General features: G+C 40.9%; 34 protein-coding genes. All 34 read left to right on the top strand.

Going from position 1 to position 25,299, the window contains the following annotated elements:
* The first annotated feature begins 383 nt into the window (after positions 1-383).
* The 34 genes from PRVXH_RS11630 to PRVXH_RS11465 all read left to right on the top strand — a co-directional run bounded on the left by PRVXH_RS11630 (position 384) and on the right by PRVXH_RS11465 (position 25,287).
* On the top strand, positions 384-878 hold the full coding sequence (locus tag PRVXH_RS11630) for a sigma-70 family RNA polymerase sigma factor (RefSeq protein ID WP_353892929.1): 495 nt from the start codon (positions 384-386) through the stop codon (positions 876-878).
* A 278-nt stretch (positions 879-1,156) separates the two neighbouring features.
* Positions 1,157-1,429 (top strand): hypothetical protein, encoded by a 273-nt coding sequence (locus PRVXH_RS11625; RefSeq protein WP_353892928.1) that lies wholly within the window; start codon positions 1,157-1,159, stop codon positions 1,427-1,429.
* Positions 1,429-2,595 (top strand): DUF2800 domain-containing protein, encoded by a 1,167-nt coding sequence (locus PRVXH_RS11620; protein WP_353892927.1) that lies wholly within the window; start codon positions 1,429-1,431, stop codon positions 2,593-2,595. The genes PRVXH_RS11625 and PRVXH_RS11620 overlap by 1 nt, the downstream gene beginning before the upstream one ends.
* A gap of 7 nt (positions 2,596-2,602) precedes the next feature.
* Positions 2,603-3,130, top strand: a complete 528-nt coding sequence (locus PRVXH_RS11615) for a DUF2815 family protein (RefSeq protein ID WP_350343251.1) — start codon at positions 2,603-2,605, stop codon at positions 3,128-3,130.
* A gap of 11 nt (positions 3,131-3,141) precedes the next feature.
* Entirely contained in the window at positions 3,142-5,103 is a 1,962-nt protein-coding gene (locus tag PRVXH_RS11610) for a DNA polymerase (RefSeq protein ID WP_353892926.1), read from the top strand.
* A 14-nt stretch (positions 5,104-5,117) separates the two neighbouring features.
* The gene (locus PRVXH_RS11605; RefSeq protein ID WP_353892925.1) at positions 5,118-5,903 is read left to right on the top strand and encodes a phage antirepressor KilAC domain-containing protein; all 786 of its coding nucleotides are present in this window, start codon (positions 5,118-5,120) and stop codon (positions 5,901-5,903) included.
* A 160-nt stretch (positions 5,904-6,063) separates the two neighbouring features.
* Positions 6,064-8,304, top strand: coding sequence for a phage/plasmid primase, P4 family (locus PRVXH_RS11600; RefSeq protein ID WP_353892924.1), 2,241 nt, complete (start codon positions 6,064-6,066; stop codon positions 8,302-8,304).
* A gap of 179 nt (positions 8,305-8,483) precedes the next feature.
* The gene (locus PRVXH_RS11595; RefSeq protein WP_353892923.1) at positions 8,484-8,762 is read left to right on the top strand and encodes a VRR-NUC domain-containing protein; all 279 of its coding nucleotides are present in this window, start codon (positions 8,484-8,486) and stop codon (positions 8,760-8,762) included.
* Positions 8,759-10,147 carry a DEAD/DEAH box helicase gene (locus PRVXH_RS11590; protein WP_353892922.1) on the top strand — a complete coding sequence of 463 codons (1,389 nt, stop codon included), beginning with the start codon at positions 8,759-8,761 and terminating at the stop codon, positions 10,145-10,147. The genes PRVXH_RS11595 and PRVXH_RS11590 overlap by 4 nt, the downstream gene beginning before the upstream one ends.
* Positions 10,128-10,556 (top strand): DUF4406 domain-containing protein, encoded by a 429-nt coding sequence (locus tag PRVXH_RS11585; RefSeq protein WP_353892921.1) that lies wholly within the window; start codon positions 10,128-10,130, stop codon positions 10,554-10,556. The genes PRVXH_RS11590 and PRVXH_RS11585 overlap by 20 nt, the downstream gene beginning before the upstream one ends.
* A complete protein-coding gene (locus PRVXH_RS11580) occupies positions 10,556-10,792 on the top strand; it encodes a hypothetical protein (RefSeq protein ID WP_353892920.1) in 237 nt (78 codons plus the stop codon). The genes PRVXH_RS11585 and PRVXH_RS11580 overlap by 1 nt, the downstream gene beginning before the upstream one ends.
* Positions 10,779-10,967, top strand: coding sequence for a hypothetical protein (locus PRVXH_RS11575; protein WP_350343242.1), 189 nt, complete (start codon positions 10,779-10,781; stop codon positions 10,965-10,967). Before PRVXH_RS11580 ends, PRVXH_RS11575 begins: the two co-directional genes overlap by 14 nt.
* On the top strand, positions 10,964-11,383 hold the full coding sequence (locus PRVXH_RS11570) for a DUF1492 domain-containing protein (RefSeq protein WP_353892919.1): 420 nt from the start codon (positions 10,964-10,966) through the stop codon (positions 11,381-11,383). The genes PRVXH_RS11575 and PRVXH_RS11570 overlap by 4 nt, the downstream gene beginning before the upstream one ends.
* A 252-nt stretch (positions 11,384-11,635) precedes the next feature.
* A complete protein-coding gene (locus PRVXH_RS11565; protein WP_353892918.1) occupies positions 11,636-12,568 on the top strand; it encodes an Abi family protein in 933 nt (310 codons plus the stop codon).
* Positions 12,569-12,710: 142 nt separating this feature from the next.
* Positions 12,711-13,052, top strand: coding sequence for an HNH endonuclease signature motif containing protein (locus PRVXH_RS11560; protein WP_353892917.1), 342 nt, complete (start codon positions 12,711-12,713; stop codon positions 13,050-13,052).
* Between the two features lie 65 nt (positions 13,053-13,117).
* Positions 13,118-13,711, top strand: a complete 594-nt coding sequence (locus PRVXH_RS11555; protein ID WP_353892916.1) for a hypothetical protein — start codon at positions 13,118-13,120, stop codon at positions 13,709-13,711.
* 230 nt (positions 13,712-13,941) lie between these two features.
* On the top strand, positions 13,942-15,180 hold the full coding sequence (locus PRVXH_RS11550) for a site-specific DNA-methyltransferase (RefSeq protein WP_353892915.1): 1,239 nt from the start codon (positions 13,942-13,944) through the stop codon (positions 15,178-15,180).
* A 67-nt stretch (positions 15,181-15,247) separates the two neighbouring features.
* Positions 15,248-15,994, top strand: a complete 747-nt coding sequence (locus PRVXH_RS11545) for a virulence-related protein (protein WP_353892914.1) — start codon at positions 15,248-15,250, stop codon at positions 15,992-15,994.
* Positions 15,984-16,169 (top strand): hypothetical protein, encoded by a 186-nt coding sequence (locus PRVXH_RS11540; RefSeq protein WP_353892913.1) that lies wholly within the window; start codon positions 15,984-15,986, stop codon positions 16,167-16,169. Before PRVXH_RS11545 ends, PRVXH_RS11540 begins: the two co-directional genes overlap by 11 nt.
* 149 nt (positions 16,170-16,318) lie before the next feature.
* The gene (locus PRVXH_RS11535; protein WP_353892912.1) at positions 16,319-16,792 is read left to right on the top strand and encodes a phage terminase small subunit P27 family; all 474 of its coding nucleotides are present in this window, start codon (positions 16,319-16,321) and stop codon (positions 16,790-16,792) included.
* 15 nt (positions 16,793-16,807) lie between these two features.
* Complete coding sequence (locus tag PRVXH_RS11530; RefSeq protein ID WP_353892911.1) at positions 16,808-18,364, top strand: terminase TerL endonuclease subunit; 1,557 nt, start codon at positions 16,808-16,810, stop codon at positions 18,362-18,364.
* 80 nt (positions 18,365-18,444) lie between these two features.
* A complete protein-coding gene (locus PRVXH_RS11525; RefSeq protein ID WP_353892910.1) occupies positions 18,445-18,864 on the top strand; it encodes a hypothetical protein in 420 nt (139 codons plus the stop codon).
* Positions 18,865-18,892: 28 nt separating this feature from the next.
* On the top strand, positions 18,893-19,294 hold the full coding sequence (locus PRVXH_RS11520) for a hypothetical protein (protein ID WP_353892909.1): 402 nt from the start codon (positions 18,893-18,895) through the stop codon (positions 19,292-19,294).
* Between the two features lie 32 nt (positions 19,295-19,326).
* Complete coding sequence (locus tag PRVXH_RS11515; RefSeq protein ID WP_353892908.1) at positions 19,327-19,668, top strand: hypothetical protein; 342 nt, start codon at positions 19,327-19,329, stop codon at positions 19,666-19,668.
* 77 nt (positions 19,669-19,745) lie between these two features.
* Positions 19,746-20,963, top strand: coding sequence for a phage portal protein (locus tag PRVXH_RS11510; RefSeq protein ID WP_353894589.1), 1,218 nt, complete (start codon positions 19,746-19,748; stop codon positions 20,961-20,963).
* A complete protein-coding gene (locus PRVXH_RS11505; protein WP_350343229.1) occupies positions 20,964-21,665 on the top strand; it encodes a head maturation protease, ClpP-related in 702 nt (233 codons plus the stop codon).
* A gap of 13 nt (positions 21,666-21,678) precedes the next feature.
* Positions 21,679-22,863, top strand: a complete 1,185-nt coding sequence (locus PRVXH_RS11500) for a phage major capsid protein (protein ID WP_353892907.1) — start codon at positions 21,679-21,681, stop codon at positions 22,861-22,863.
* A complete protein-coding gene (locus PRVXH_RS11495) occupies positions 22,864-23,091 on the top strand; it encodes a Head fiber protein (protein WP_353892906.1) in 228 nt (75 codons plus the stop codon).
* A 16-nt stretch (positions 23,092-23,107) separates the two neighbouring features.
* The gene (locus PRVXH_RS11490) at positions 23,108-23,380 is read left to right on the top strand and encodes a head-tail connector protein (protein WP_353892905.1); all 273 of its coding nucleotides are present in this window, start codon (positions 23,108-23,110) and stop codon (positions 23,378-23,380) included.
* A gap of 4 nt (positions 23,381-23,384) precedes the next feature.
* A complete protein-coding gene (locus tag PRVXH_RS11485) occupies positions 23,385-23,711 on the top strand; it encodes a phage head closure protein (RefSeq protein WP_353892904.1) in 327 nt (108 codons plus the stop codon).
* Between the two features lies 1 nt (position 23,712).
* A complete protein-coding gene (locus tag PRVXH_RS11480; protein ID WP_353894588.1) occupies positions 23,713-24,078 on the top strand; it encodes an HK97-gp10 family putative phage morphogenesis protein in 366 nt (121 codons plus the stop codon).
* Positions 24,045-24,401, top strand: a complete 357-nt coding sequence (locus PRVXH_RS11475; protein WP_353892903.1) for a hypothetical protein — start codon at positions 24,045-24,047, stop codon at positions 24,399-24,401. The genes PRVXH_RS11480 and PRVXH_RS11475 overlap by 34 nt, the downstream gene beginning before the upstream one ends.
* Positions 24,402-24,974, top strand: a complete 573-nt coding sequence (locus tag PRVXH_RS11470) for a major tail protein (RefSeq protein ID WP_353892902.1) — start codon at positions 24,402-24,404, stop codon at positions 24,972-24,974.
* Positions 24,975-24,987: 13 nt separating this feature from the next.
* A complete protein-coding gene (locus PRVXH_RS11465; RefSeq protein ID WP_353892901.1) occupies positions 24,988-25,287 on the top strand; it encodes a hypothetical protein in 300 nt (99 codons plus the stop codon).
* Positions 25,288-25,299 lie beyond the last annotated feature (12 nt).

The raw sequence follows: 25,299 nt of genomic DNA, 5'->3' as shown, positions 1-25,299 counted from the left end.
AATCTGCCCCGTAACCAATCGAGGAGCAAAAAGCCGGAGTTATCTAAGTAAGCCATAAAGGCTGAAAAAGGATAACTCCGGCTTTTTTATTTGCACGGATTTTGACGGGACATGGCATGTCCATTTTTATAAAAAAATCCGTGTTACTTTAGTTATAGATAAGCAGTGTTGCTTTCTAAATAATATCTCAATGTCCTAGTGCGCATACGGACGGCGGGATGCATAAGACTTCTGAGCATGGTATTAAAGCCTTGCTAGGAGTGGAGATGCACCCACCGTGATTTCGTGCGCCCATTTTTAGGACAAGCGGAGTCTGTGGACATCTTCACCACAGACTCTTTTTGCATTCTGCCGTCCAATGCAGGACGGAAAGGGTGCAAAACATGTTAAAAAAGTACAAAACAAGCCAAAAGAAGAGAACAAATTACATCTATTATCCCGCTGAAGGGGGACAAATCGTTATTACTCCAGGGGAAAATGGAGTTACCGAAGCAGACATCGAACTTCTTCATTCTATTGACGACAATGAAGTGGACAAGCAGCGTCGCTATAATTACAGAGTTACTACCCATCTGGATGCCTACAAAGACAAAGAAAATGAATCAGTAGATGATCGCAACAAATACCTAGCAGATGAAAGTTTAAACCCTGAGAGCATTTATATTGAAGCGGAGGAAGAAGGCGAACATCAAGAAATGCTGGGTAAACTTACTCAAGCTATGGAGTGTCTTTTACCGCAGCAGAAAGAACTGTTTAAGAAAGTATATATGGACAAGCGTTCCAACACAGACATCGCCGCTGAAGAAGGCGTAACGGAAGCGGCAATCCGGAAACGGCTAAAAAAGATCCATGCAAAATTAAGAAAAAACTTTTCATAAAAAGGGGTTCGAATAGTCTATTATTTTCGCTTATTGATGAGGGGTAAATTAATCGCCCCTGGAAAGGAGTCCGAAAATGAGCCTTAAACACAAAGTCACGATCAATGTGACAAAGTCCGGTAGCGACAAAAACCCTGTTATTGAAAGCAGCAAGAAAACCGTCCGAAGTAAAATGCTTGATTGGTTACTAGGGAAAAATGTGGGTCTACTTGTGATTACACCCGGTGATTCAGTCGAGACAGTGGAGATCAAAGAACTAAAGGAAGGAGGTGTGGGCCATGAAAGCTACCCTTCAAGTTGCAAGGGATCTTAGGAAATTGGCAGACAGCATTGAAGCATTAGCAAAAGAGCAACAGGTAGATGGTGCAGAAGTGGTAACAAAAAATAAGAAGCCTAGCTTTAAGGAAGTCAGGGGTGCACTCGCCGCACTATCGCAAAGTGGAAAGCAAAAAGAAGTCAAAGAGCTCATAACTGGCTTTGGTGCTAAGAAGCTCAGTGATATTCCGGAAGACAAGTATGCAGAGATCCTAGAGAAAGCCGGTGAGATTTAATGGCGGCTCATGCTTTGCTTTCCGCTTCAGGGGCTCACAGATGGCTCCACTGCAGCCCGAGTGTCAGGCTGGAAGAAGAGATAGAGGATACCACCAGCCCCTATGCCATGGAGGGAACTTTCATGCATGAGCTATCAGAGCTGTATCTGCATCATCACCTAGGTCACATCCAGAAAGCCGCTTTTAACAAAAACCTTAAGCAGATGCACAAGAGTCAGTTCTACTCAGAGGAAATAAAGACAGCGGTGGATGAGTATGTAGCAGCTGTGCTTGAGAGAATTAACGAAGCCAGATCCAGATGCAAAGACCCACTTATTCTAATTGAAGAAAGACTGGACTACAGCCCGTGGGTTAGGGATGGCTTTGGCACTGGCGATGTGGTAATTGTAACAGACGATGTGTTGGAAGTTATTGACCTAAAGGGAGGCAAAGGCGTGGCAGTGTCTGCAGTTGGGAATCCCCAAGCTCGGCTCTATGCTTTAGGAGCGATTAACACTTTTGGTGTTCTCTACGACATTAAGGTGGTTCGGATGACCATCATTCAGCCGAGGCTCGATAACATTTCCACCGATGAGATGGAAGTAAAAGACCTTATAAAGTGGTCAGAAGAAGTTGTAAGGCCAAGAGCAGAAGCTGCCTTTAAGGGAGAGGGAGATTTTAAGCCCGGAGAGCACTGCCGCTTTTGTAAGGTAAAAGCCACCTGTCGAGCTCGCCATGATGAAAATATGAGGTTGGCTTGCATGGACTTTAAAGAACCGGCACTTCTAACAGATGAGGAAATTACAGAAGTGTTACTGCAGGTACAGGAATTTAAGAAATGGGCCACTGATGTAGAAAGTTACGCTTTTGAAAAGGCAAGATGTGGTAAGACATGGCCTGGCATGAAGCTGGTAGAGGGCAGAGCCACAAGAAAGTACATCTCTGAAAAAGAAGTGGCAGAAAAGCTATTAAATGCTGGGTATCCAGAAGAACGGATCTATTGTAAATCATTATTGAGTCTTACAAAGCTTGAAAAAGAGTTGGGAAAAAAAGAGTTCAGCCAAATTATCGGTGACCTTATTAAAAAGCCACCTGGGAAATTGAGATTAGTACCGGAAGATGATAAACGGCCTGCTGTAAAAAGCAGTGCAGAAATTGATTTTGAAAAACAATTTATAAAGGAGTAGTGATAATATGTCAACCAAAGTAATTACAGGAAAAGGTCTTGCAAGTTATGTGAGTGTAGTTAACCCTAAATCAGTTAATGGAAGTGAACCTAAGTATAGCCTTAGTTTTATCTTTCCTAAAAGTGATAAGACGACCCTAGATAAAATCAATAAAGCTATTGAAACAGCCAAGAAAGAAGGAGTATCCAAGTTAGGCGGAAAAATACCGGCAAATCTTAAAACGCCCATTCGTGATGGTGATGTAGATCGGCCAGAGGATGAAGCTTATGCCGACAGCTATTTTATCAATGCCAATAGCAAAGTAAAGCCGGGGGTAGTTGATAAGGATTTACAGCCAATACTTGATGCTACAGAGTTTTACTCCGGTTGCTATTGTAGAGTGAGTGTCGTGTTTTACGCCTACAATGCTAATGGGAATAAGGGGATTGCTTGTGGGCTTCAAAATATCCAAAAACTAGAGGACGGAGAACCACTAGGCGGCAAGCCAAAAGCAGAAGATGATTTTACCGCTGTTGAAGATGACTTTTTATCCTAGTGGTGATAGGGATGAAAGTGCTTAGTATTGACTTAGAAACCTATAGCAGTGTTGACCTCATAAAAAGTGGAGTCTACCCATATTCTCAGTCAGAGGACTTTGAAATTCTACTTTTTGCTTATGCTTTTGATGATCAAGAAGTACAAGTAGTGGATTTAGTGAGCGGTGAAGCAATCCCGGAAGAGGTTATAGCGGCATTAACGGACGCTACAGTAATTAAGACAGCATATAATGCTCAGTTTGAAAGAACTTGCTTAAAAGCATATCTAGGAATGGACATGCCACCAGAGCAGTGGAGATGCTCTCAGGCCCATGCACTCACTATGGGCCTGCCGGGACATCTTGATGCAGTGGCTAAAGTGGTAGGGCTAAAAGAACAAAAGATGAAAGAAGGGAAAGCCTTAATTAGATATTTCTCCGTACCTTGCAGAGCCACTAAAGCTAATGGCGGGAGAACGAGAAACCTGCCAGTGCATGACAGGGAGAAGTGGGAGTTGTTTAAGTCCTACTGCAAAAAGGATGTAGAGGTGGAACGGGAGATTAGGCGAAAGCTTGCTCCCTTCCCCATGATAGATAAGGAGCAGAAGCTATGGGAGTTGGACCAAAAGATAAATGATGGAGGAATAAGGCTCGACAAGGTGTTGGTAGAACACGCCATCAAGTGTGATGAACAGTATCAAAATAAATTGACTAAGGAAGCCAAGGATTTAACGGGGGTAGATAATCCTAATAGCCCTGCCCAGCTAAAAGCTTGGTTGGAAGATATACATGGATTAAAAGTAGATAGTTTAGCAAAAGACGCAGTAGCAGCACTGCTGGATGAAACGGGAGTTGAGGAAGTGAGACAACTGTTGGAACTAAGGCAAGAGATGTCTAAGACCTCGGTGAAAAAGTATGAAGCCATGACAAGAGCCATGAGGAAAGACGAGAGAGCTGGAGGGTTGATTCAGTACTATGGTGCTAATCGCACAGGGAGATTTTCTGGAAGATTAATACAAATACAGAACCTGCCCAGAAACACCATGGCCGACCTAAACATTGCCAGAGAACTTCTAAAAGCTGGAGACTATGAAACCTTAGAGATGCTCTTTGACTCGGTGCCGGATACTCTATCCCAGCTCATTAGAACCGCCTTTATTCCATCAAAAGGTCACCGCCTTATCGTATCAGACTTTAGTGCTATTGAAGCTAGGGTAATTGCATGGCTAGCAAATGAGACATGGGTAATGGAAACATTTAAAGGACACGGGAAGATTTATGAAATGGCAGCAAGCCGCATGTTTGGTGTACCCCTTGAGAAAATTGTGAGGGGCAATCCTGAGTACGAGCTGAGGGCTAAAGGTAAAATAGCAACCTTGGCCTGTGGCTACCAGGGCAGTGTTGGAGCTCTGAAAGCTATGGGAGCTGACAGAATGGGCCTTAGTGAAAGTGAGCTTAAAAGGATTGTGGACGCATGGAGACAAGCCAATCCTAACATTGTGAAGTTTTGGTATGCGATAGAAGATGCAGCTATAAAAGCCGTCAAGGGAAGAACACTCGTAACTATGCGGCACGGACTGAAGTTTTACTACAAAAGCGGAATGCTCTTTATCCAGCTACCCTCAGGCAGAAACCTTGTGTATGTAAAACCAAGAATTGAGATGGATGAGCGGTTTAACAGGGAGAAGCTCACCTATGAAGGCATGGAGCAGACCACTAGAGCTTGGGGTCGCATAAGCACATACGGAGGTCGTCTCGTTGAAAATATTGTTCAGGCGACAGCAAGAGACTGTTTGGCAGAAGCCCTACTAAGGCTGGATGAGAAAGGCTTTAAGATCGTGGCCCATATCCATGATGAAGTGGTTCTAGATGTCCCAAAGGGTGAAAGCTCGCTTAATGAGATAAACCGCATCATGTCAGAGCCGATTCCTTGGGCAAAAGGGCTACCGATGAACGCAGATGGATTTGAAACAGAATACTATATGAAAGATTAGAGAGGAGAATTGTGATGAAGGAAATGAAAACTTTTAACAATACAGAGTTCGGGAAAATAGGGGTATTAGTCATAAATGGGAAGGAGTACTTCCCTGCAACAGAGTGCGCCAAAATTTTAGGTTATGTGGATCCTTATGATGCTGTAAACAGACATACAAAGGGGTCGGTAAAACACCGAGTCCCTACAAGTGGCGGCGAGCAGGAAATCAAGTTCATACCTGAAGGCGATCTATACCGCTTAATTGTAAAATCTAAACTTCCTGAAGCAGAGCGATTTGAACGTTGGATCTTTGATGAAGTACTACCTGATATCAGAAAGCACGGGGTGTACATGGCGGACAAGCTGTTGGATGATATTCTTAAAAATCCTGACCTTGGCATCAAGATATTCACTGAGTACAAGGAAGCCAAGGCAAAAGCAAAAGAACTGGAACTTGAAAATGCAAAGAATAGGCAGATGATTGGAGAGCTGAAGCCAAAGGCCAGCTACTATGATCTTATTCTTCAAAACAAGTCGGTAGTTCCCATTACGGTGATTGCTAAAGATTACGGCATGAGTGGGAGAGCTTTAAACAAGTTACTACATGAGCTGGGGGTCCAGTACAAGATGCATGGCACATGGCTACTGTATCAGCACTATGCAGATATGGGATATACCCAGTCTAAGACCCACGCCATCGATGCGAATAGAAATAAGATGCACACCTACTGGACACAGAAAGGGAGACTGTTTCTCTACGATTTACTCAAAAATGAGCGAAATCTGCTGCCACTGGTGGAAAGGGAGAGGTCGGCGTAAAGATGGACGGTGCTGTAAAATTTTTTATTAAGAGTCTAGGAGGTTATCGAGAATTGCTCCCTAGGCAAACGTTGAAAACATTAAAAGGCCAGGCTCTTTCAGGAAATCTTGAAGGAGCCAAGAAAGGCCTTCAGAGGAAACTAGAGGAGGCAAGGAAGTAATGGTGTTTACCTTATATGCATCAAATGCAACGGGCAATTTATCAAACTGTCTCTATCCAAAGAAGGTAGTTGTAACAGATGAAGCTACTATGCTAGAAGCAATAAAGTTCGACCATGTGACAGCTGAGTACAAAGATAACTATAGAAAAAACGCCAACTTCATCAAGGCGGATAACATTCCCCTTGATTGTGATAATGATCATTCAGATGATCCAAAGGACTGGGTGGAGCCTTTAGACGTGGCCATTTCTTTTGCTGGAGTGCCATTTGTAGCAGCTTATAGCAGAAATCACATGAAGGTTAAAGGTAGTAAGGCAGCTAGACCCCGGTTCCATGTGTACTTTGTGATACCGGAGATTAAAGATGCTACAAAATACGGTGAGTTGAAAAAGAGAATAGCAGCAGTATTCCCGTACTTTGACCACAATGCTTTAGATAGTGGTAGGTTTCTCTTTGGTACAGAGGAGCCAGAGGTAGAGTTCTATGATGGAGATAAGGACATTATTGAATTTTTGGAAGAAGCGGAGTTTGAAAACTGGGAAGAACGTAAGGACGTAGTACCGGAAGGTAGTCGGAATAACCATATGTCTAGATATGCAGCAAGGGCCATCAAGCGCTTTGGTGATACAGAGAAAGCCTACGAGATTTTCCTAAAAGAAGCAGACAAATGTAGTCCGCCTCTTCCTGAAAGTGAGTTAAAACTGATCTGGAAAAGTGCGTCAAGCTTTGGCAAAAAGGTAGTGAAGCAGGAAGGCTATATTCCACCAGAGGCCTACAATCAGGAACTTAAACTAAAACCGGAGGATTTCTCTGATGTAGGTCAAGCAGTGGTTTTGGCTAATGAGTATAAAGGTGTCCTTCGTTTTTCACCATCAACGGACTATATCGCCTATAACGGTAGCTACTGGGAAGAGTCAAAGCCAAAAGCACAAGCTGTATCCCAAGAGTTAACCACGCGGCAACTTGAAGAAGCAGAGATTGAGACCCAAAAAATCATGGCCGAGATGGTGAAAAATGGTGCGGATGGTGTTCTGGAAGAAGTAGGGGCCAAAAAAGCACTGGACAAATTTACAAATGAGCAGGAGAGGTCATTCCAAAAATATGAAAATGCCCTGGCCTATAGAAAGTATGCCATCTCAAGAAGAGATACGAGAAAGATAGCAGCAACCCTAAAAGAAGCACAGCCTATGCTGTCTATAGATATAAAAGACCTTGACACAGATGAGTTTTTACTCAATACCCCAAGTGCCACCTATGACTTAAAGAAAGGCATCAGTATGGAGCCTAGTCCTTCACACTTTATAACAAAGCAGACCGCAGTAGATCCAAGCGATAACGGGAGGTCTGTTTGGCAGGATATGCTGAACATCACATTCTTAAAGGACAAAGAATTAATCGAGTATGTTCAAAGGGTGGCAGGACTTGCAGCCATCGGTAAGGTGTATATTGAAGCACTGATTATAGCTTACGGTGAAGGTAGAAATGGTAAGTCCACCTTCTGGAATGTCATCGCCAGAGTGCTAGGAAGTTACAGCGGCAACATCTCGGCAGATGTTCTAACCGTTGGGAATAGAAGAAATGTAAAACCGGAGCTTGCAGAGGCTAAAGGTAAAAGACTGTTAATTGCAGCAGAGCTTGAAGAAGGAATGAGGCTTAGCACTTCTAATATCAAACTACTCTGCTCTACAGATGAAATTTATGCAGAGAAGAAATACAAGGACCCCTTTGGGTATGTACCAACTCATACCCTAGTGCTATACACCAACCACTTACCAAAGGTGGGGGCCATTGATGAGGGGACATGGAGAAGGCTTATTGTTATTCCCTTTGAAGCCAAGATTGAAGGCAGCAGTGACATTAAGAACTACGGAGATTATCTCTATAAAGAAGCTGGTGGAGCTATCCTTAGGTGGATTATCGAAGGAGCAGAAAAAGTCATTAAAGATGATTTCAAAATAGATCTTCCTAAGAAAGTAAAAGAGGCCATCAAAAGCTATAAGGAAAATAACGATTGGCTGGCCCATTTCCTAGTAGAGTGCTGTGAGGTCGATGAAAGCTACACAGCAAAATCGGGAGAGGTTTATGATGAGTATCGAGCTTTTTGCATAAGAACCGGTGAGTTTACCAGGAGCACTGCAGATTTTTATACGGCATTAGACTCACTAGGTTTTGAAAGGAAAAGGACAAAGAAAGGCGTTATTGTCAGAGGGTTTAAGCTTAAATCAGAATTTCTAAAATAGTGTATTTATCTTAAAGGTGATGGTCGGTGATGGGCATATATAGAACTTTTCTATAGTAGAAAAAAATAATAAATATATATATAAAAGTTATATATATAGGGTCCACCGACCAACACCCTCATATAAGATTGATGCCTTAAAGCCTTGTAAATCAAGGTTTGAAGAAAGGGTGACTGAAAGTGAAAGAAAGAGAAGTGGAACTAAAACTTAAAAAAGATGTGGAGGGTATTGGTGGGTTTTGTCTTAAGTTCACCTCACCCGGTATGGCAGGAATGCCAGATAGATTGGTGCTATTTCCTAGAGGCAGACTCTTCTTTGTAGAACTAAAGGCACCGGGAGAGAAACTAAGACCCTTGCAACTAAAGCGTAAAGAGCAACTAGAGAAATTAGGATTTAAGGTGTATGTCATAGATTCATATAGAAGTATTGAGCTGTTTTTACAGGAGGTGATGGCGTGAAATATATACCCTATGACTATCAAGAGTATGCTAGACAGTGGATTATTGGAAAAGAGAAGTCAGCCTTGATGCTGGAAATGGGGCTCGGCAAAAGTGTGATTACCCTCACCGCCATTAATGACCTTCTCTACGATTACTTTGAAATATCCAAGGTGTTGGTGATTGCTCCCCTTAGAGTAGCAGAAAGCACCTGGCAGGAAGAACTGGAGAAATGGGACCACTTAAAGAATATCCGTTTATCCAAAGTACTAGGAACAGAGAAGGAACGAATAGCTGCACTTCATAAGCCAGCCGAGTTATATATCATTAATCGAGAAAACACTCAGTGGCTGGTGGACTACTTTGAGAATAAGAACTGGCCCTTTGAGATGTTGGTCCTAGATGAGCTTTCTAGTTTCAAAAGCCCAAGGGCGAAACGGTTTAAGGCTCTAAAGAAAACAAAGCCACTTCTTAAAAGAGTCGTCGGTCTTACTGGAACACCCGCACCCAATGGATTGATGGATTTATGGTCACAGATTTACCTATTGGATGGTGGCGAGAGGCTTGGAAAAACCATCACTGGCTACAGGGAGCGATACTTTCTTCCGGATAAAAGAAACCAGCACGTGATCTTTAGCTACAAGCTAAAAGAAGGGGCAGAGGAAGCCATCTATGAAAAGCTAAGTGACATCTGTATCAGTATGAAATCCGATGATTATCTTAAGATGCCGGAGCTAATGATGAATGTGATATCCGTAAACTTACAAGACGGAGAGCTTAAGAAATACAAGAAGTTGGAAAAGGAACTGATACTTTCTATAGAGGATACGGATGTCGTAGCCAGTAATGCAGCGGTTCTAATGGGGAAACTTCTCCAAATGGCTGGTGGTGCTGTTTATGATGAGGATAGAGGAGTACAGGAGATACACAAAGAGAAACTAAAGGCGCTGGAAGATACCATAGAAGCTGCTAATGGAAAGCCGGTACTTGTGTTTTATTCCTATAAGCATGACCTCCAGCGGATTCAAAAGCACATCAAGGATACCAGAGTCCTTAAAACAGCAGAGGATATAAAAGATTGGAATAAAGGTAAGGTAGAAGTTTTACTAGCACACCCAGCTTCAGCAGGACATGGACTAAATCTTCAAGCAGGAGGAAGCACCATCATATGGTTTGGACTCCCTTGGAGCTTAGAGCTCTATGGACAAGCCAATGCCAGGCTCTATAGGCAAGGACAAAATGAAAATGTCATCGTCCATCATCTCGTAGCTAGAGGAACTGCTGATGAAGATGTGATGAAAGCACTTAAATATAAAGAAAAAGGACAGCTGGAACTGCTAGAGGCAGTAAAGGCGAGAGTGAGAAAAATCAAAGGAGGAAATGACAATGGGTGTAAATTTATATAATTCAGAAGGTTATCTGGACCCGACGGTTTATGAAGCATTAACCAATATTGAAAAAGAAAAGAAAGCTAAAAAGCGTAGAAAGGTTGTTTTTATCTGTTCTCCCTTTGCCGGAGATATCGAGGGGAATACTCTAAGAGCCAAAAGATATGGGCGATTTGCTGTAATCCAAAATGCTGTGCCGATTATTCCACACTTGATGTACCCACAGTTTTTAAAAGAAAACGACCCAAAAGAGAGGCAGCTGGGGATTGGTATGGGTTTGGTACTACTTGGGAAGTGTCATGAGTTATGGGTCTTTGGTGATAGGATATCTTCAGGTATGACTGTTGAAATAAAGAAAGCTAAAGACCTAAAGATACCTATTAGATATTTTACTGTCCAATGTAAACAGAGAAAAGAGGTGGAGTAATGAAGAGACACGCTAAAACGATTAAACCAGACAAAACAGATTGCTTCGCATATCATCCTGATAAGTGCATCGCCCTAACGAAGAAAAACTGTGATGGATGTAGGTTTTATAAAACATCAGCGGAAGTAAAAGCAGATCGGGAAAAAGCTATGGCTAAAATCCGAACACTAGATATCGAAACCCAGGAACGGATAGCCAGAGCCTACTTTGGTGGTGGTAAAGATGGATCCTTATGAAACCTTAGCAAATGCCATCATACTGCAATCAGTTAAAGATTATAGGGCTTCAAAACATCCATCCAATAGAGCCAGCATTGAGAGGTTCTTTCGTTCTGGGTGGTTTAGGGTGCTGACAAGCATTGATGGAGAAAAGTTAATAGCAGATTTGAGAAGGGAGAGAGATGCCGAATGAACGCAAAGGAATATTTATCACAGGCCATGTGGCTTGATCAAAGAATAAACAGTAAACTGGAACAGCTAGATACCCTAAGAGCTTTGGCTGCTAAAGTGGGTGCTAACCTTACAGAAGAAAAAGTGTCCGGCGGTAATAATATCAAAAGCCATGTAGAAAATACTGTAGCAAAGATAGTCGATTTGGAAAATGAAATAAACGAAGATATTGACCGTTTGGTGGATGTCAAGGCTGAAATCACAGGGACCATTAACCAGGTGGATGATCCTATTAGCCAAATAATTCTGGAACAACGTTATATTAATGGTAAGGGCTGGGACGAGGTTGCAAGAGAGATAGGGTTTGATATAAGGACGGCATTTAGGGCTCACGGAAAAGCATTAAAAGAAATTAAAAAAATAAAAAAACGTCAGTAAATGTCAGTGAATGTCATATCTAATATGTGCTATAGTATAAGATGCAAAGGTATAGAAAAATACGGTGTGTTGTCTGAATACGCCCAAGGGATAGATCGACCACGACTCCCGGGAAACGCAGCACAGCCCAAAGGATAAATATCCCGAGGGCTTTTTCTATATCTAAGGATTACACATACTGAAGACCCTCTAAAAAAATTGGATTATATGATATAATATTTTAAAGGAAAGTTTTATGTTAGGGGAGCATATATGAGAAAAGAAAAATTAACGGTAGATGGACAAATAGAACATATGAAAAATATAAATGGTATTAAATTTAACATCATCGATGAAGAAGAAGCAAAGCAATTCTTAAGAGAGAACACGTATTATTTTAAAATTAAATCCTACGCTAAAAATTACGAAAAATATAAAGGCGGTGAGAATGCTGGTAAATATGTAAACCTAGAGTTTGCATACCTTGTCGAGCTGTCAAAAATAGATATGTATTTTAGAAGGGTTATTTTGAAGATGACTTTAGATATTGAACACTTTCTAAAGACACAACTATTAAGAGACTTTCAGGCGAATGAGAATGAAGATGGCTACAGCATCTTAGAAGAGCTTTTTACCAAATATCCGTACATAAGAGATAATATAAGTGTAAAGAGCAAGAACTCTGCATCTTCAGACTTGGTGAGAAAATATAAAGACGAATTCGCTATTTGGAATATAGTTGAAGTTTTAAGCTTTAACGATTTTACAAAGTTGTATCACATATATTATAGAAAATACAATACTAAAGGATCTGTGGAGAAACTTCTTTGGTCTGTAAGGTTATTAAGAAATGCAGCAGCTCATAACAGCTGTCTATTAAATAGTTTGAGAACACCTTATAACTATCAGATCAGACCTAATGAGAAAATAAAACATTATATCACAAAGATAGATGGCGTTGGGAGAGAAGCCAGAAAGAACAGAATGAGAAATCCAGTAATGCATGACTTTGTGGTAACCCTGTATGTATTCAACAATATCATAACTAGTAAGAGAATAAGAGAAATCACTATGTTAGAGCTTAAGGAATTTACAGATGATAGGATGACTCGTAACAAATCCTACTTTAACAAAAACCAATTATTAATATCTCACTATGATTTCGCTAAAAAAGTTATTGACTACTTTTACGAATTAAGTGTATAATAATATCAAGGAACAAAAACTCATAAGAGTTTTTAGCGAGAAGGTGCCTGCACCATCTCGTATTTTTGTTTTTAAGGATACTTAGCTCTGGGACACTTGCTTCCAGGGCTTTTTCTATGCCCGAAACAGGAGGTATCAATCAATGCCCAAAAAACCTAAGAAACCTTGCAAACATCCAGGATGCCCTAACTTAACGGATAAAAGATATTGTAAGATACACACCGAAAATAGACCTAGCGCAGCTGCCAGAGGTTATGACAGCAGGTGGAGAAAAGTAAGAGCAAGATTCTTAAAAGCAAATCCTCTCTGCGTTAAGTGTAATGAAGATGGTATACTGGTAAATGCAACAGTGGTTGATCATATAGTTCCGCATCGAGGTAATCGACAGCTCTTATGGGATGAGGGTAACTGGCAGGCTCTTTGTAAGAGATGTCATGATAGAAAAACTATGACAAAGGATAGATATCAAAGATATCAATATTGATTGTTATTAGTTTTAGAGTAAGTTATAATTAATTTATATTTATCTTACATATTAGGAGGCGGCCTATGAAAAAGTTAATGAAGCTTATATTTCGTAAGGAGTTGGCTAATTACGATATTAAATACAAAGAGTTTATTAGAGAAAAAGAAGAAGAGAATCAAATCAAAATCAAAATGATAGAAAGAGAAAGCAAGAAAAAGTATGAACAATACAGGCTTATAAAAAGGATATTTGATATTGATAAAGGTTCAAAAATTGTTGGGATGAAAAATAATAAGAACAATGAAGAGCTGATTATTACTGAAAGGGTTACAGATAGTTGTGTGTGGGTAAAATTATATGGACGATCCTACCCCGGGGCAGGACATCTCCCACGTATTATGGGTAGTCTTAGAAAAACATTAGGTGAGCCAAAGTTACGTACTTATATTAAAATAGATGATATTATTAACATCGACGATAATATAGGGAATGGTTCGATTATGATGGAACATTATATTAAACTAGCCAAGTCTTTAGGAGTAGAGTATATTTCAGGGTTGTTATCAGAGGTTGATAAAGATCATTTCGAACGTTCAGAACGTTTTTATAAGAAATTTGGATTTGAGGTATCTTTTAATGAAAACAAAACTAACGGTTCAATTAGATTGGATTTATAAATAAAAAGGGTAGGGCGGTCATATTCTCTACAACCCAGTAGCACCAGGACCGCCGCCCCCCTTCGTGTAAGAAATCGAGAAATTCCAGAGGGGGGTATAATAGGCATTTAAGGCTTTTAGGACCATTGATATAACAACCATTAAGAATAATCGAACACCTGTAAAACCTTTAGAAATAGTGGGGTTTAAGGGTGTTTTTTTATACCCAAATTTAGAAAGAGGTGAAGCCTGTGAAAACAACTGAAGAAATGAAACTCATCCCGGTGGATAAACTTATCCCTTATGCCAACAATGCCAGGACCCATAGTAAAGAGCAGATTAATAAAATCCGCAGTAGCCTTCGGGAGTTTGGATTTGTAAATCCAGTACTCATCGACAAGGATAAGAATATTATTGCAGGGCATGGTCGCTGTGAAGCTGCAAAGGCAGAGGGTATCAAAGAAGTGCCCTGTGTGATGGTGGAACACTTAACTGAAGCACAGAAGAAGGCTTATATCATCGCAGATAATAAACTGGCTCTTGATGCTGGCTGGGATGATGAGCTATTAGCAGTGGAACTTGAAAACTTAAAAGACCTGAACTTCGAAGTGGAGCTTACTGGCTTTAATGCTGCTGAGGTTGATGAATTATTCTCAAATATACACGATAAAGAAGTGGAAGATGATGACTTTGATGTAGATGCAACCTTAGAAGAAGAAGCTATATCTAAACAAGGTGACATATGGCTCTTAGGCAGACACCGCCTTATTTGTGGAGATAGCACCAAAGCTGAAACCTATGAAAAATTGATGGATGGGAAGAAGGCCAATCTGGTGGTGACGGACCCTCCGTACGGGGTTTCCTACGATGGAAGCCAAGGAACCATCAAAAATGACAACCTACAGGATGAGGAGTTCTATAAATTTCTGTTAGACGCCTTTACTAACATGGAAAATCATATGGCCAATGACGCTTCCATCTATGTATTCCATGCAGATACCAAAGGCCATATTTTTAGAAAGGCCTTTCAAGATGCAGGATTTTATCTCTCTGGGGTCTGCCAGTGGGTGAAACAATCTTTAGTATTGGGTCGCAGTCCGTACCAGTGGAAGCATGAGCCTTGCCTATTTGGCTGGAAGAAAAAAGGAAAACATAAGTGGTACGCAGGAAGAGCAGAGACCACTGTCTGGAATTTTGACAAACCTTCAAAAAGTGAACTGCATAGCACCATGAAGCCCGTTCCTTTAATTGCCTATCCAATTAAAAACTCAAGCCTAACAAATAGTATTGTGTTGGAACCCTTCGGTGGATCTGGTAGTACATGGATCGCATCTGAACAGACAGATAGAATTTGCTATGGGATTGAACTGGATGAACGTTTTGTGGATGTAATTGTGAAAAGATATGCCGAAGCTGCAGGAACTGACGAAGATGTATTTTTAATTAGAGATGGTGAGAAGTTGAAATATAAAGATGTTGTAACTGAATAAATCCCTTGCTATTTCTGTGGTTTTAAGTGATATATAGTAGTACCCAAAAACCACAGGAGGGATTGAGATGGAACGAAAACAAATCGTAAAAACAGTAAGTGAACACTTTGGTGTAAAGGCACAATACCTAGGAGTACCCAGCTTTGCTTATGAAATAAGAACTGAGGAGCAGACCTATACTATTGACCGGGAAGGGAAGATTGTAAATGAACGAGGACGAGCAATTGAACTTAGAGATGTGCTAAACCGGAAGGAAGGAGAGTCGGCAGAAGAAGAAATTCCAAGGTTAGGAGCAGAGGAGACTACAACAAGTGCGCCTTATGAAATACCTCTTCCGCTCGAAAGCCATGATGGAAGGGCCCTCAGGAATATACTAAATATGATCTACAGCAAACAGGAGTTGATTAAGAAGTCACTTGGATTGGCTGGGAATCTCATTGAAGAGGATTTTATTACTGCCATAAATGCAGCGTCCATCATAACATTAGAGGATTTTAATAATCATGCCACAGAGATTGGGCTGGAGAAGGTTTCCGGTATCACCCTTGATTTTCTAAAGGATGAGATGACCATCGAGTTGCCAAAAGAATCTGCAGGCGCAGAGGAGCTCTTTACCCTAATCTGCAAACTGGCTCAAAAGCAAAAGTGTGCATCCTATAAATCCAAGGCCACTACTAATGAAAAGTACACCTTCAGAACATGGCTTCTTCGCTTGGGAATGATTGGTGATGATTATAAAGAAGCAAGACGTGAGCTGTTAAAAAATCTCTCGGGTAATGGAGCATTCAAGGGAGGCGCAGCCCATGAAGCCTAAAGTAAAACTGATTGGTGAGAATGGAAACATCTTTAACTTGATAGGCATTGCCAGTAGGGCTCTAAAGGGAGTCGGTATGAAAAAAGAAGCTGAGGAAATGGTTGAGAAAGTCATCCTGTCAACGAGCTATGATGAAGCGCTACGGGTGCTTATGGAATATGTGGAGGTTGAATGATACTCAAAACGGGTCGAATTATGTCGAGACTTAACACCGGCTGTATATGACCCTTTGTCCTGAAAAAGAGAAAGACCCAAGTGCGAAAAGATTTTAGAAAAAAGGGCTAGAATCGGCTCTTTTTCTGGTTATTTAAGGAGGTGAAAGCCATGGGCCAAAGAGGTAGAAAACCAAAACCAACAGAATTAAAAATATTGGAAGGCAACCCAGGAAGAAAACCCCTCAATGACCAAGAACCAAAGCCAGAGAAACGAGCACCTAAGTGTCCGTCATGGCTGGAACCGGAAGCAAAGAAAGAATGGAAACGAATGGTGAAGGTTCTAGAGTCTATGGGAATTCTCACTAAGGTAGATATGACTGCCTTTGCAGGATATTGTCAGGCCTATGCCAGATGGAAGGAAGCGGAGGAATTTCTATCTAAACATGGGACCATATTTAAGACCCCATCCGGATATATTCAGCAGGTGCCACAGGTGTCTATTGCTCAGACTTATCTTAAAGTGATGAAAGACTTCTGTTCTGAGTTTGGACTGACTCCTGCGGCAAGGACCCGTATCAGAGTGGACATAGAAGAAGAAGCTAAAGATGATCCAATGGCGGAACTGTTAAGGGTAAAAAACTAGAGGGAGGTGATGGCGATGCCTTACTCTGAAGAAAAAGCCAATAGAGTGATTAAGTTTATTGAGCAGTTAAAACTTACCAAAGGGAAATGGGCAGGAAAATCTTTTAAGCTACTTCCTTGGGAGATTGATTTAATAAAAAAAGCCTTTGGAACGGTAAGGGAAGATGGAACTAGGCAGTACCGCACGGTGTATGTGGAAATCCCTAAAAAATCGGGAAAAAGTGAAATCGCCGCAGCTATTGCCCTTTATATGCTCCTTGCTGATGGTGAATCTAATGCAGAGGTCTATGTAGCCGCTTGTGATCGTCAGCAAGCAAGCATTATCTTCAATACCAGCGTAAACTTTGTAGAAGGGAACCAGACCTTATCGAATGTAACAAAAACCGTGATGTCTACTAAGAGAATTGTCTATCCACAAACCGGGAGCTTTTATCAAGTTTTAAGTTCCGATGTAAAATCCAAATCGGGACTGAATGTTTCTTGTGTAATACTAGATGAGATTTGGACTTACCCTAATGCAGACCTTGCTAGGATGCTTACTACCGGCTCCGGAGATGCTAGAGAAGAGCCGCTCTTTATTTATCTTACTACAGCAGGAGATAAGCTAAGAGGTTATGGCTGGGAGATGCACCAAAAGGCGAAAGACATTTTAAATGGCAGAAGGATAGACGATACATTCTTACCAATTATTTATGGTCTTGATGAAGGTGATGACTGGGAGGATGAAAAGAACTGGTATAAAGCCAATCCAAGCCTTGGCCACACCATCAAAATAGAAAGAGTTAGGGAACACTTCCAGCAGGCCAAACAGGACCCAGCAGAAGAAGCTCTATTTAAGCAGCTGCGGCTGAATATGTGGCTTAAGCAAAATATCAAGTGGATGCCGGTGGAAACTTGGGAGAAGTGTAGCATCCCAGTAGAGCCTGAGAAACTAAAGGGTAGAATCTGCTACGGTGGGTTGGACTTATCAAGCTCTACGGACATTACCGCTTTTGTATTGGTATTTCCACCAACGGAAGAAGATGATAAATATTATGTATTGCCATACCTTTGGATTCCAGAGGATAACATGGATTTAAGAGTACGTAGAGATCATGTCCCTTACGACATTTGGGAAAGAGAAGGTCATATTGAGACGACTGAAGGCAATGTCATACACTATGGTTTTATAGAAAAATTCATTGAGGACTTAGGAACTCGGTTTAATATACAGGAAATCGCATTTGACCGCTGGGGAGCAGTGCAGATGGTTCAAAACTTAGAAGGAGCAGGTTTCACTGTGGTGCCTTTTGGACAAGGCTTTAAAGATATGTCGCCGCCCACAAAAGAGTTAATGAAACTGGCTCTTGAAAAACGAATAGCCCACGGAGGACATCCAGTCCTTGGCTGGATGATGGATAATATTCATATTAGAACCGATCCTGCAGGAAATATTAAGCCGGATAAAGCTAAATCCAGTGAAAAGATTGATGGAGCTGTGGCGATGATTATGGCTCTTGACAGGGCTATTAGGAATGACGGGAATCATGGTGGGAAGTCGGTTTATGATGGGAGGGGGCTTCTCTTTATATAAAATTTGCAATTAGTGATTGACTCTATAACTATAAAATATTATAATAGAAACATAATACTTTATCGTGAGGAGTTTTTATTATGAAAAGAATTCAGTTTTATCCAAGTTCTGAGTTAGAACAAAAATTAGATGAAGAAGCTCAAACCCTAGGGATTAGTGTTTCTGCTCTTGTGAATGAAAAACTTAGTTCGTTGTATGGCATTGGAAGCAATAAGCAGTTACCGTTATCAGTATTAACAAATAAGGTGTTGGAGGAAATTAAGGTCTATATTAATACTCCTGGAGTACCAAAAGAGTTTGATATTTTGACTGTTTCAAAAACTTTTAAAGATATTGAAATGAGTTGTAATGGTAAGCCTAGTGCTGTTCGGGCACAAATTGGGAGAAACTTTAAAAAACAAATAGGTCATGGAGATTTTAGTAACATTAGACAGGCGTATCATGACAATGGAAAGCCAAAACTCAGTAAAAACAATGCTATTGTATATGAAATAATTTAACTATAATAAGGAGAAGGAGGAGTAATAAGTGAGAGATATAACGGAAATTGGGAAAACCATAATTTTACTTTCATCTTACCCAGAAAACATTGGCTGGCTGGACTTTGGAGACAGTGGTAATGCCTGTACTGGATCCTTTAAATTGGAGGATGAAGAAGAAATTTTAGAAGATGCCCTCGCGGTGGCTGCTGTGAAGTGTGCTATGCCAAAGGGGTCGAAACTACACAATAAATTGGGCTCTGAAGTGGCATCTATAGTTGGTTGTAACTGGGTTACCTACGACTGGCTTATAAAAATTGTGGGGCGAATCGTTGCATTTACTACCTTGGATGAATTTCGTAATATGTTGAACCTTTCGATTGCTGTTAAGCAAGGCATGAAAGAAAGAGGGCTAAGTATGATAAACAGTATAGATGAAGCTTTTGTTTAGTTTGTTGCTTTTTAAATAGTTAGGAGGTCACTATGATAAATTTTAAAGAGACTTCAATGCCTCTACCGAACAAAGACAACAGAGAAAAGTTTAAAAATCAAAAACTTAGATTTGTATGCGAAGCGTGTGGGCAAAAAATGATTATGACACCAGCAGAGGGGTATAAAGCTGGTTGGGATTATCCTCCCTATATGTATCCATTCTCAGTTATAAGCCCAAGAACATGTAATAAGTGTGGCATAGAAAAGACTGTATGGTGGGAAATTTGCATGAAACATAAGACTTTTGAGGAATTAACAGATAGTCAAAAAGAAACAATAGAAAGAATTTATAGAGAACCAGAAAGTATTATTGTAAAAGACAAGTATAAATAAAGGTGTAAAAATATTGAAAGCATCTCACACGAGATGCTTTTTTCATGCCCATTTTTAGGAGGTGATCAAGTTTGAAAATACCGATAATATCAAAGTTATTTAATTCAAGAGCTGATCCAAATAACAGCATGTGGGAGAGTGCCTACAGCTTTTTCTTTGGTCCAACCAGTAGTGGAAAGCATGTAGACGAGCGAACTGCCATGCAAACATCTGCTGTTTATGCCTGTGTAAGAATTCTATCTGAAACCATAGCATCACTACCGCTTCACACCTATGTTCGAACAGACAAGGGAAAAGAAAAAGCAATCGACCATCGTTTATACACTTTGCTCCATGATGCACCTAATGATGAGATGACTTCTTTTGTGTTTCGAGAAACACTGATGGGTCATCTTTTATTATGGGGAAATGCATATGCCCAGGTAATTCGTGACGGTAGAGGAAAAGTGGTATCTCTTTACCCTCTTATGCCAGACAAAATGACAGTAAAGAGAAGTGAGAGTGGTGAGATTTACTATAGCTATCAAAAAGACAGTGAAGAGCATATCTTAAGAAGTTTTGAAGTGCTTCACATCCCGGGACTTGGTTTTGATGGACTGGTGGGACATTCCCCCATTGCCATGGCAAAGCAAGCAATAGGAATGGCTATCGCCACAGAGGAATACGGCGCTACCTATTTTAAAAATGGTGCAAATCCCGGTGGTGTATTAGAGCATCCCGGTATATTAAAGGATCCGGGGAAGGTAAGGGATAGCTGGAATAGCGTTTATGGGGGCAGTAATAATGCCAATCGAGTGGCTGTCTTAGAAGAGGGGCTTTCCTTTAAACCCATTACGATTCCGCCAGAGCAGAGCCAGTTTCTCCAGACACGTAAGTTTCAGATTAATGAAATTGCTAGGATCTTTCGTATTCCGCCACATATGATTGGGGATTTGGAGAGGTCCAGTTTTTCAAACATTGAGCAGCAGAGTTTGGAGTTTGTGAAATACACACTGACACCTTGGCTCTCGCGCTGGGAAATGGCTATGAAAAAGACTTTGCTGTCACCATCGGAACAGAAGGACTATTTCTTCAAGATGAATGTGGAGGGCCTTCTTAGGGGGGACTATAAGACTAGAATGGAAGGTTACAGCATTGGTATTCAAAATGGTTTTTTAAGTCCCAACGATGTGAGGGAGCTAGAAGACCTAAATCCTATTGAGCATGGGGATGTCTATGCTGTGAATGGAAACATGCTAAAACTCGAAGATATAGGTGCTTATGTTAAAAAAGATAAGAAAGGAAGTGAGGGGTAGATGAAGTTTTGGAATTTTGCTAAGACAGAAGAAGGGAGGACACTTTACCTTGATGGATATATTGCAGAGGAAAGCTGGTTTGAAGATGATGTAACGCCTAAGATTTTTAAAGAGGAACTTGAAGCAGAAAGGGGAGATATAACCCTGTTCATCAACTCCCCAGGGGGAGACTGTTTTGCTGCAAGCAGGATTTATACCATGCTAAAGGAATACGAGGGCAAGGTCACTGTTAAGATTGATGGGATTGCCGCCAGTGCCGCCTCGGTTATCGCTATGGCAGGAGATGAAGTTCTTATGTCTCCCACAGCAATGCTTATGATCCACAACCCGGCTACCATCGTATGGGGCGAGGTATTGGATATGAAAAGAGGCATTGAAGTCTTATCAGAAGTCAAAGAAAGTATTATCAATGCTTATGAGTCAAAAGCAGGGCTCACTAGACAAAAAATATCAACCATGATGGACAAAGAAACATGGATGAGTGCTGGAAAAGCTCTAGAGTTAGGCTTTTGTGATGAAGTGCTTTATACCGAAAAGAAAGTACCGGATGCGGTTGTAAATGGCTTTCTCTTTGACAAGATGACGGTGACCAATCATTTTATTGGCAGGTTAAATAAATCAAAACCTACAACCAAAAGTAAAGAAAAAGTAGAAGGAACTGATGTAAGTCAACTGGCCAAGCGGCTGGAATTAATCAAATAGGAGGAATGTGAAAATGGATAAGGTATTAGAACTTCGAGAAAAACGAGCGAAAGTGTGGGAGCAGGCTAAGAAATTCTTAGATGAAAAACGTGGTGAAAATGGGATTTTATCTCCAGAGGACACCGCCACTTATGAAAAGATGGAAGCTGAAGTGGTGGCCCTTGGAAAAGAGGTAGAAAGACTAGAAAGGCAATCAGCCCTTGATTTAGAGTTATCAAAAGCCACTACCAATGCTATAAGAAACACGCCGGAGAATAAAAACGATCCTGAAAAACAAGGCAGAGCATCAAGGGAGTATGACAGAGCCTTTTGGAATGCTATGAGACGCCAAACGACGGAATCTGCAAGAAACACTTTAAAGATTGGAGAAGACAGTGAGGGCGGATACCTTGCGCCAGATCAATTTGAAAGAACTCTCATTGAAGCCTTGGAAGAAGAAAACCTAATGAGAAGCATTGCAAAAATTATAAAAACTTCCTCGGGGGATAGGAAAATCCCAGTTGTGGCATCTAAAGGGACGGCTTCTTGGGTAGATGAAGAAGGACCAATTCCAGAATCTGACGATAGCTTTGGGATTATGTCTATTGGTGCTTATAAGCTAGCTACCATGATTAAGGTATCAGAAGAGCTCTTACAAGACAGTGTGTTTAATCTAGGCACCTATATCGCAAAAGAGTTTGCAAGACGTATTGGTCAACGAGAAGAAGAAGCCTTTATTATCGGAGACGGGAACGGGAAACCAACAGGGCTCTTTGGAAGTGCTGAGCTTGGACACACAACAACAGCTGCTACCCTAAAGTTTGATGACTTAATGGATCTATTTTATTCCCTAAAGTCACCCTACAGAAAGAAAGCGACCTTTATAACTAATGATGCAACCATTAAGGAGGTTAGGAAGCTTAAAGATGGAAATGGTCAGTATTTATGGCAGCCATCTGTTAGAGCAGGAGAACCTGATACGATTTTAAATCGACCTGTAAAAACTTCCAGCCATGTTCCAATAATTGAGGCGGCTTCAAAGCCTATTGCCTTTGGTGATACCTCCTACTATTGGATTGCCGATAGACAGGGGAGATCTTTCCAAAGGCTGAACGAACTTTATGCAGCGACAGGACAAGTTGGATTTAAAGCGACTCAGCGTGTGGATGGTAAGCTCATTCTTCCTGAAGCTGTAAAAGTACTACAGATGAAAGCGTAGGTGGGATTATTGAGTAAAAACTATAAAGAAAATGGCGGCGATAAATGGGTCGTAGGAGGCACTCTTGAGATAAAAGAAGGGGCCTCTTTTTTAGTGGAAGGAAAACCATTCACTGGAGGAACCTTAATAGAATCTCAGGAAGAAAGCAATGCCACTACTGTTGCTGCTTTAAGAGATGATTTCAATGAACTTCTTGTGAAATTAAAAGCTGCAGGGCTGATGAAGTAGAAAGGATGGTGAGGGCATGATTTCTTTAGAAGAAGCAAAGCTTTATCTGAGAGTAGAAGGTGATGAGGAAGATGCCCTCATTGCCTCACTACTTACAGCATCAATTGAATTATGTGAAGGCATATTAAGATATCCATTAGCAGAGTTTGAAGAAGTTCCGGAGCTTGTGAAGAACGCTGTACTCTTTGCCACCGCTTCCATGTATGAAAACCGGGAAGGAGATGGCATTAAATCTACCTTCGAAACCTTGAAAGATCTCCTAAGCCCTTACCGAAAGGAAAGCTGGTGATGGGATGAAAATTGGAGATTTAAGACACCGGATCACTTTTCAAAAGAAAATCACCACCGTCAATGAAAATGGCTTTGAAGTAGAAACAATGGAAGATGTGAAAACCGTATGGACATATGTCAGTCACCTTCATGGTAGAGAGTTTTATCAGGCAGCCCAAGTGCAGGCAGAGCATACGGTAAAGTTTACGATTAGGTACTTTCCAAAGCTGGACCCTTCTATGGAGATTTTATTTCGTGACAAACGCTATAACATCATCGCCATTGATAACATCAAATACAGAAATAAGTGGGTGGAAATTCGGGCGAAGGAGGTGGTGCAAAGTGGCTAAGATGGAACTGGAAGGGATGGAAGAATTAATTAGTGCCGTAGAGAAGATGGGAAAAGACGGGGAGAAGATTGAAAATAAGGCACTTCGAGAAGCAGGAGACGTAATTCAAAATGCCATTGTAGAAGAAGCACCTGAACGAACTGGGACATTAAAGAGAAGTATTAGACGCTCCGGTGTTAGAACCAAAGAAGGGATGAAGCATGTGCAGATAGGACCAGGTAATGCTGGCTGGTACGCTAAGTTTTTGGAATTTGGAACCGTCTACACGAAAGCCAACCCCTTTATGTCGAGAGGTTATGAGCAGTCCAAAGATAAAGCCATGGAGAAAATCTCATGGGAGCTAAAGAAAGGGCTAGGGCTAAGATGAATAAAACCATTTTATCGGCCCTATCTTCTTTAAGTGCTCCCGTAGCTTTTCAAACCTATAGCGGAAATGCTGAAACTTATATTACCTTTTTTACCTACCTGGATAAAACCGAGATTTATGCCGACGATGATGAACTCATCACCGGCCAGTATATTCAGCTGGACATCTGGTCTAAGGGGGACTATACGGAGTTAGTAAAAGAAGTACACCAAAACATGAAACACACAGGGTTTACTAAACTTAATTTCTATGACCTTTATGAAAAGGACCTAAAAATCTACCATAAGGTCATGCGATATAAACTAGAGAAGGAGGAGAATTAAATGGCACAAGTAGGATTAAAAGAACTACATTTTGCAGAGGTGCTGGAAGATACGACGGAAAGTCTTTTATATGATGAGACAGAGGAGTTGGCAGGAGCCATAAACGCCACTATTAATCCAACAGTAAATACTCAGGAACTTTATGCTGATGATCAGCTTTGGGAGTCGGTGTCAGCCCTTGGGAAAATTGATGTGGAGATTGAAACAGCGGACCTTCCTTTAAAAACGAGGGCTACTCTTACAGGGAGCAAAATCGTTAACGGAGTATTAATTGAAAAGGCAGGAGATGTACCACCACACATTGCCCTAGGCTTTAAAAGCCAAAAGTCCGATGGTAAGTATCGCTACATCTGGCTTTTAAAAGGAGTAGCTCAACCTATGGCAGAGGATTATTCGACAAAAAGGGACAACGTGGAACATAGAACACCAAAGCTGAGATTTGTTTTTATGCCAAGATCTCACGATGGACAGTGGAAGCATACTGCTGATGAAGGAAGCTCAGAGTTTACAGAGGCAGAGGACTGGTTTGAATCCGTACCTGGCGATATGACGGAAGAAGAACCTGAAGACTAGAGGAGGGAATAAAATGCAAATTACACTTAAATTAAAGGGCAAAGATAAGATTTTTACTACAGATTTTATCTCTGCTCGTATGGTAAGAAGAACCATTGAAGTATCTCAAAATACGAATTTTGATAACATAAGTGTAAAAGAGTTAGATACACTGGTGGCCTTTGTAGTGGAGATCTTTGGTCATCAATTTACGGTAGATGAAGTCTATGATGGGCTTTCTTCAGATGAATTATTTTCCACCATTACCTGCTGTATTCAGGAAGTCACAGGAAGTGTAGAAGATGTAACAGCAGGTGATGAAAAAAACGGCTAAAGGGGAGTGTGA

It is taken from the genome of Proteinivorax hydrogeniformans, assembly GCF_040515995.1.
Classification (GTDB): Bacteria; Bacillota; Proteinivoracia; order Proteinivoracales; family Proteinivoracaceae; genus Proteinivorax; species Proteinivorax hydrogeniformans.
This window is presented reverse-complemented; position numbering and strand designations above follow the sequence as displayed.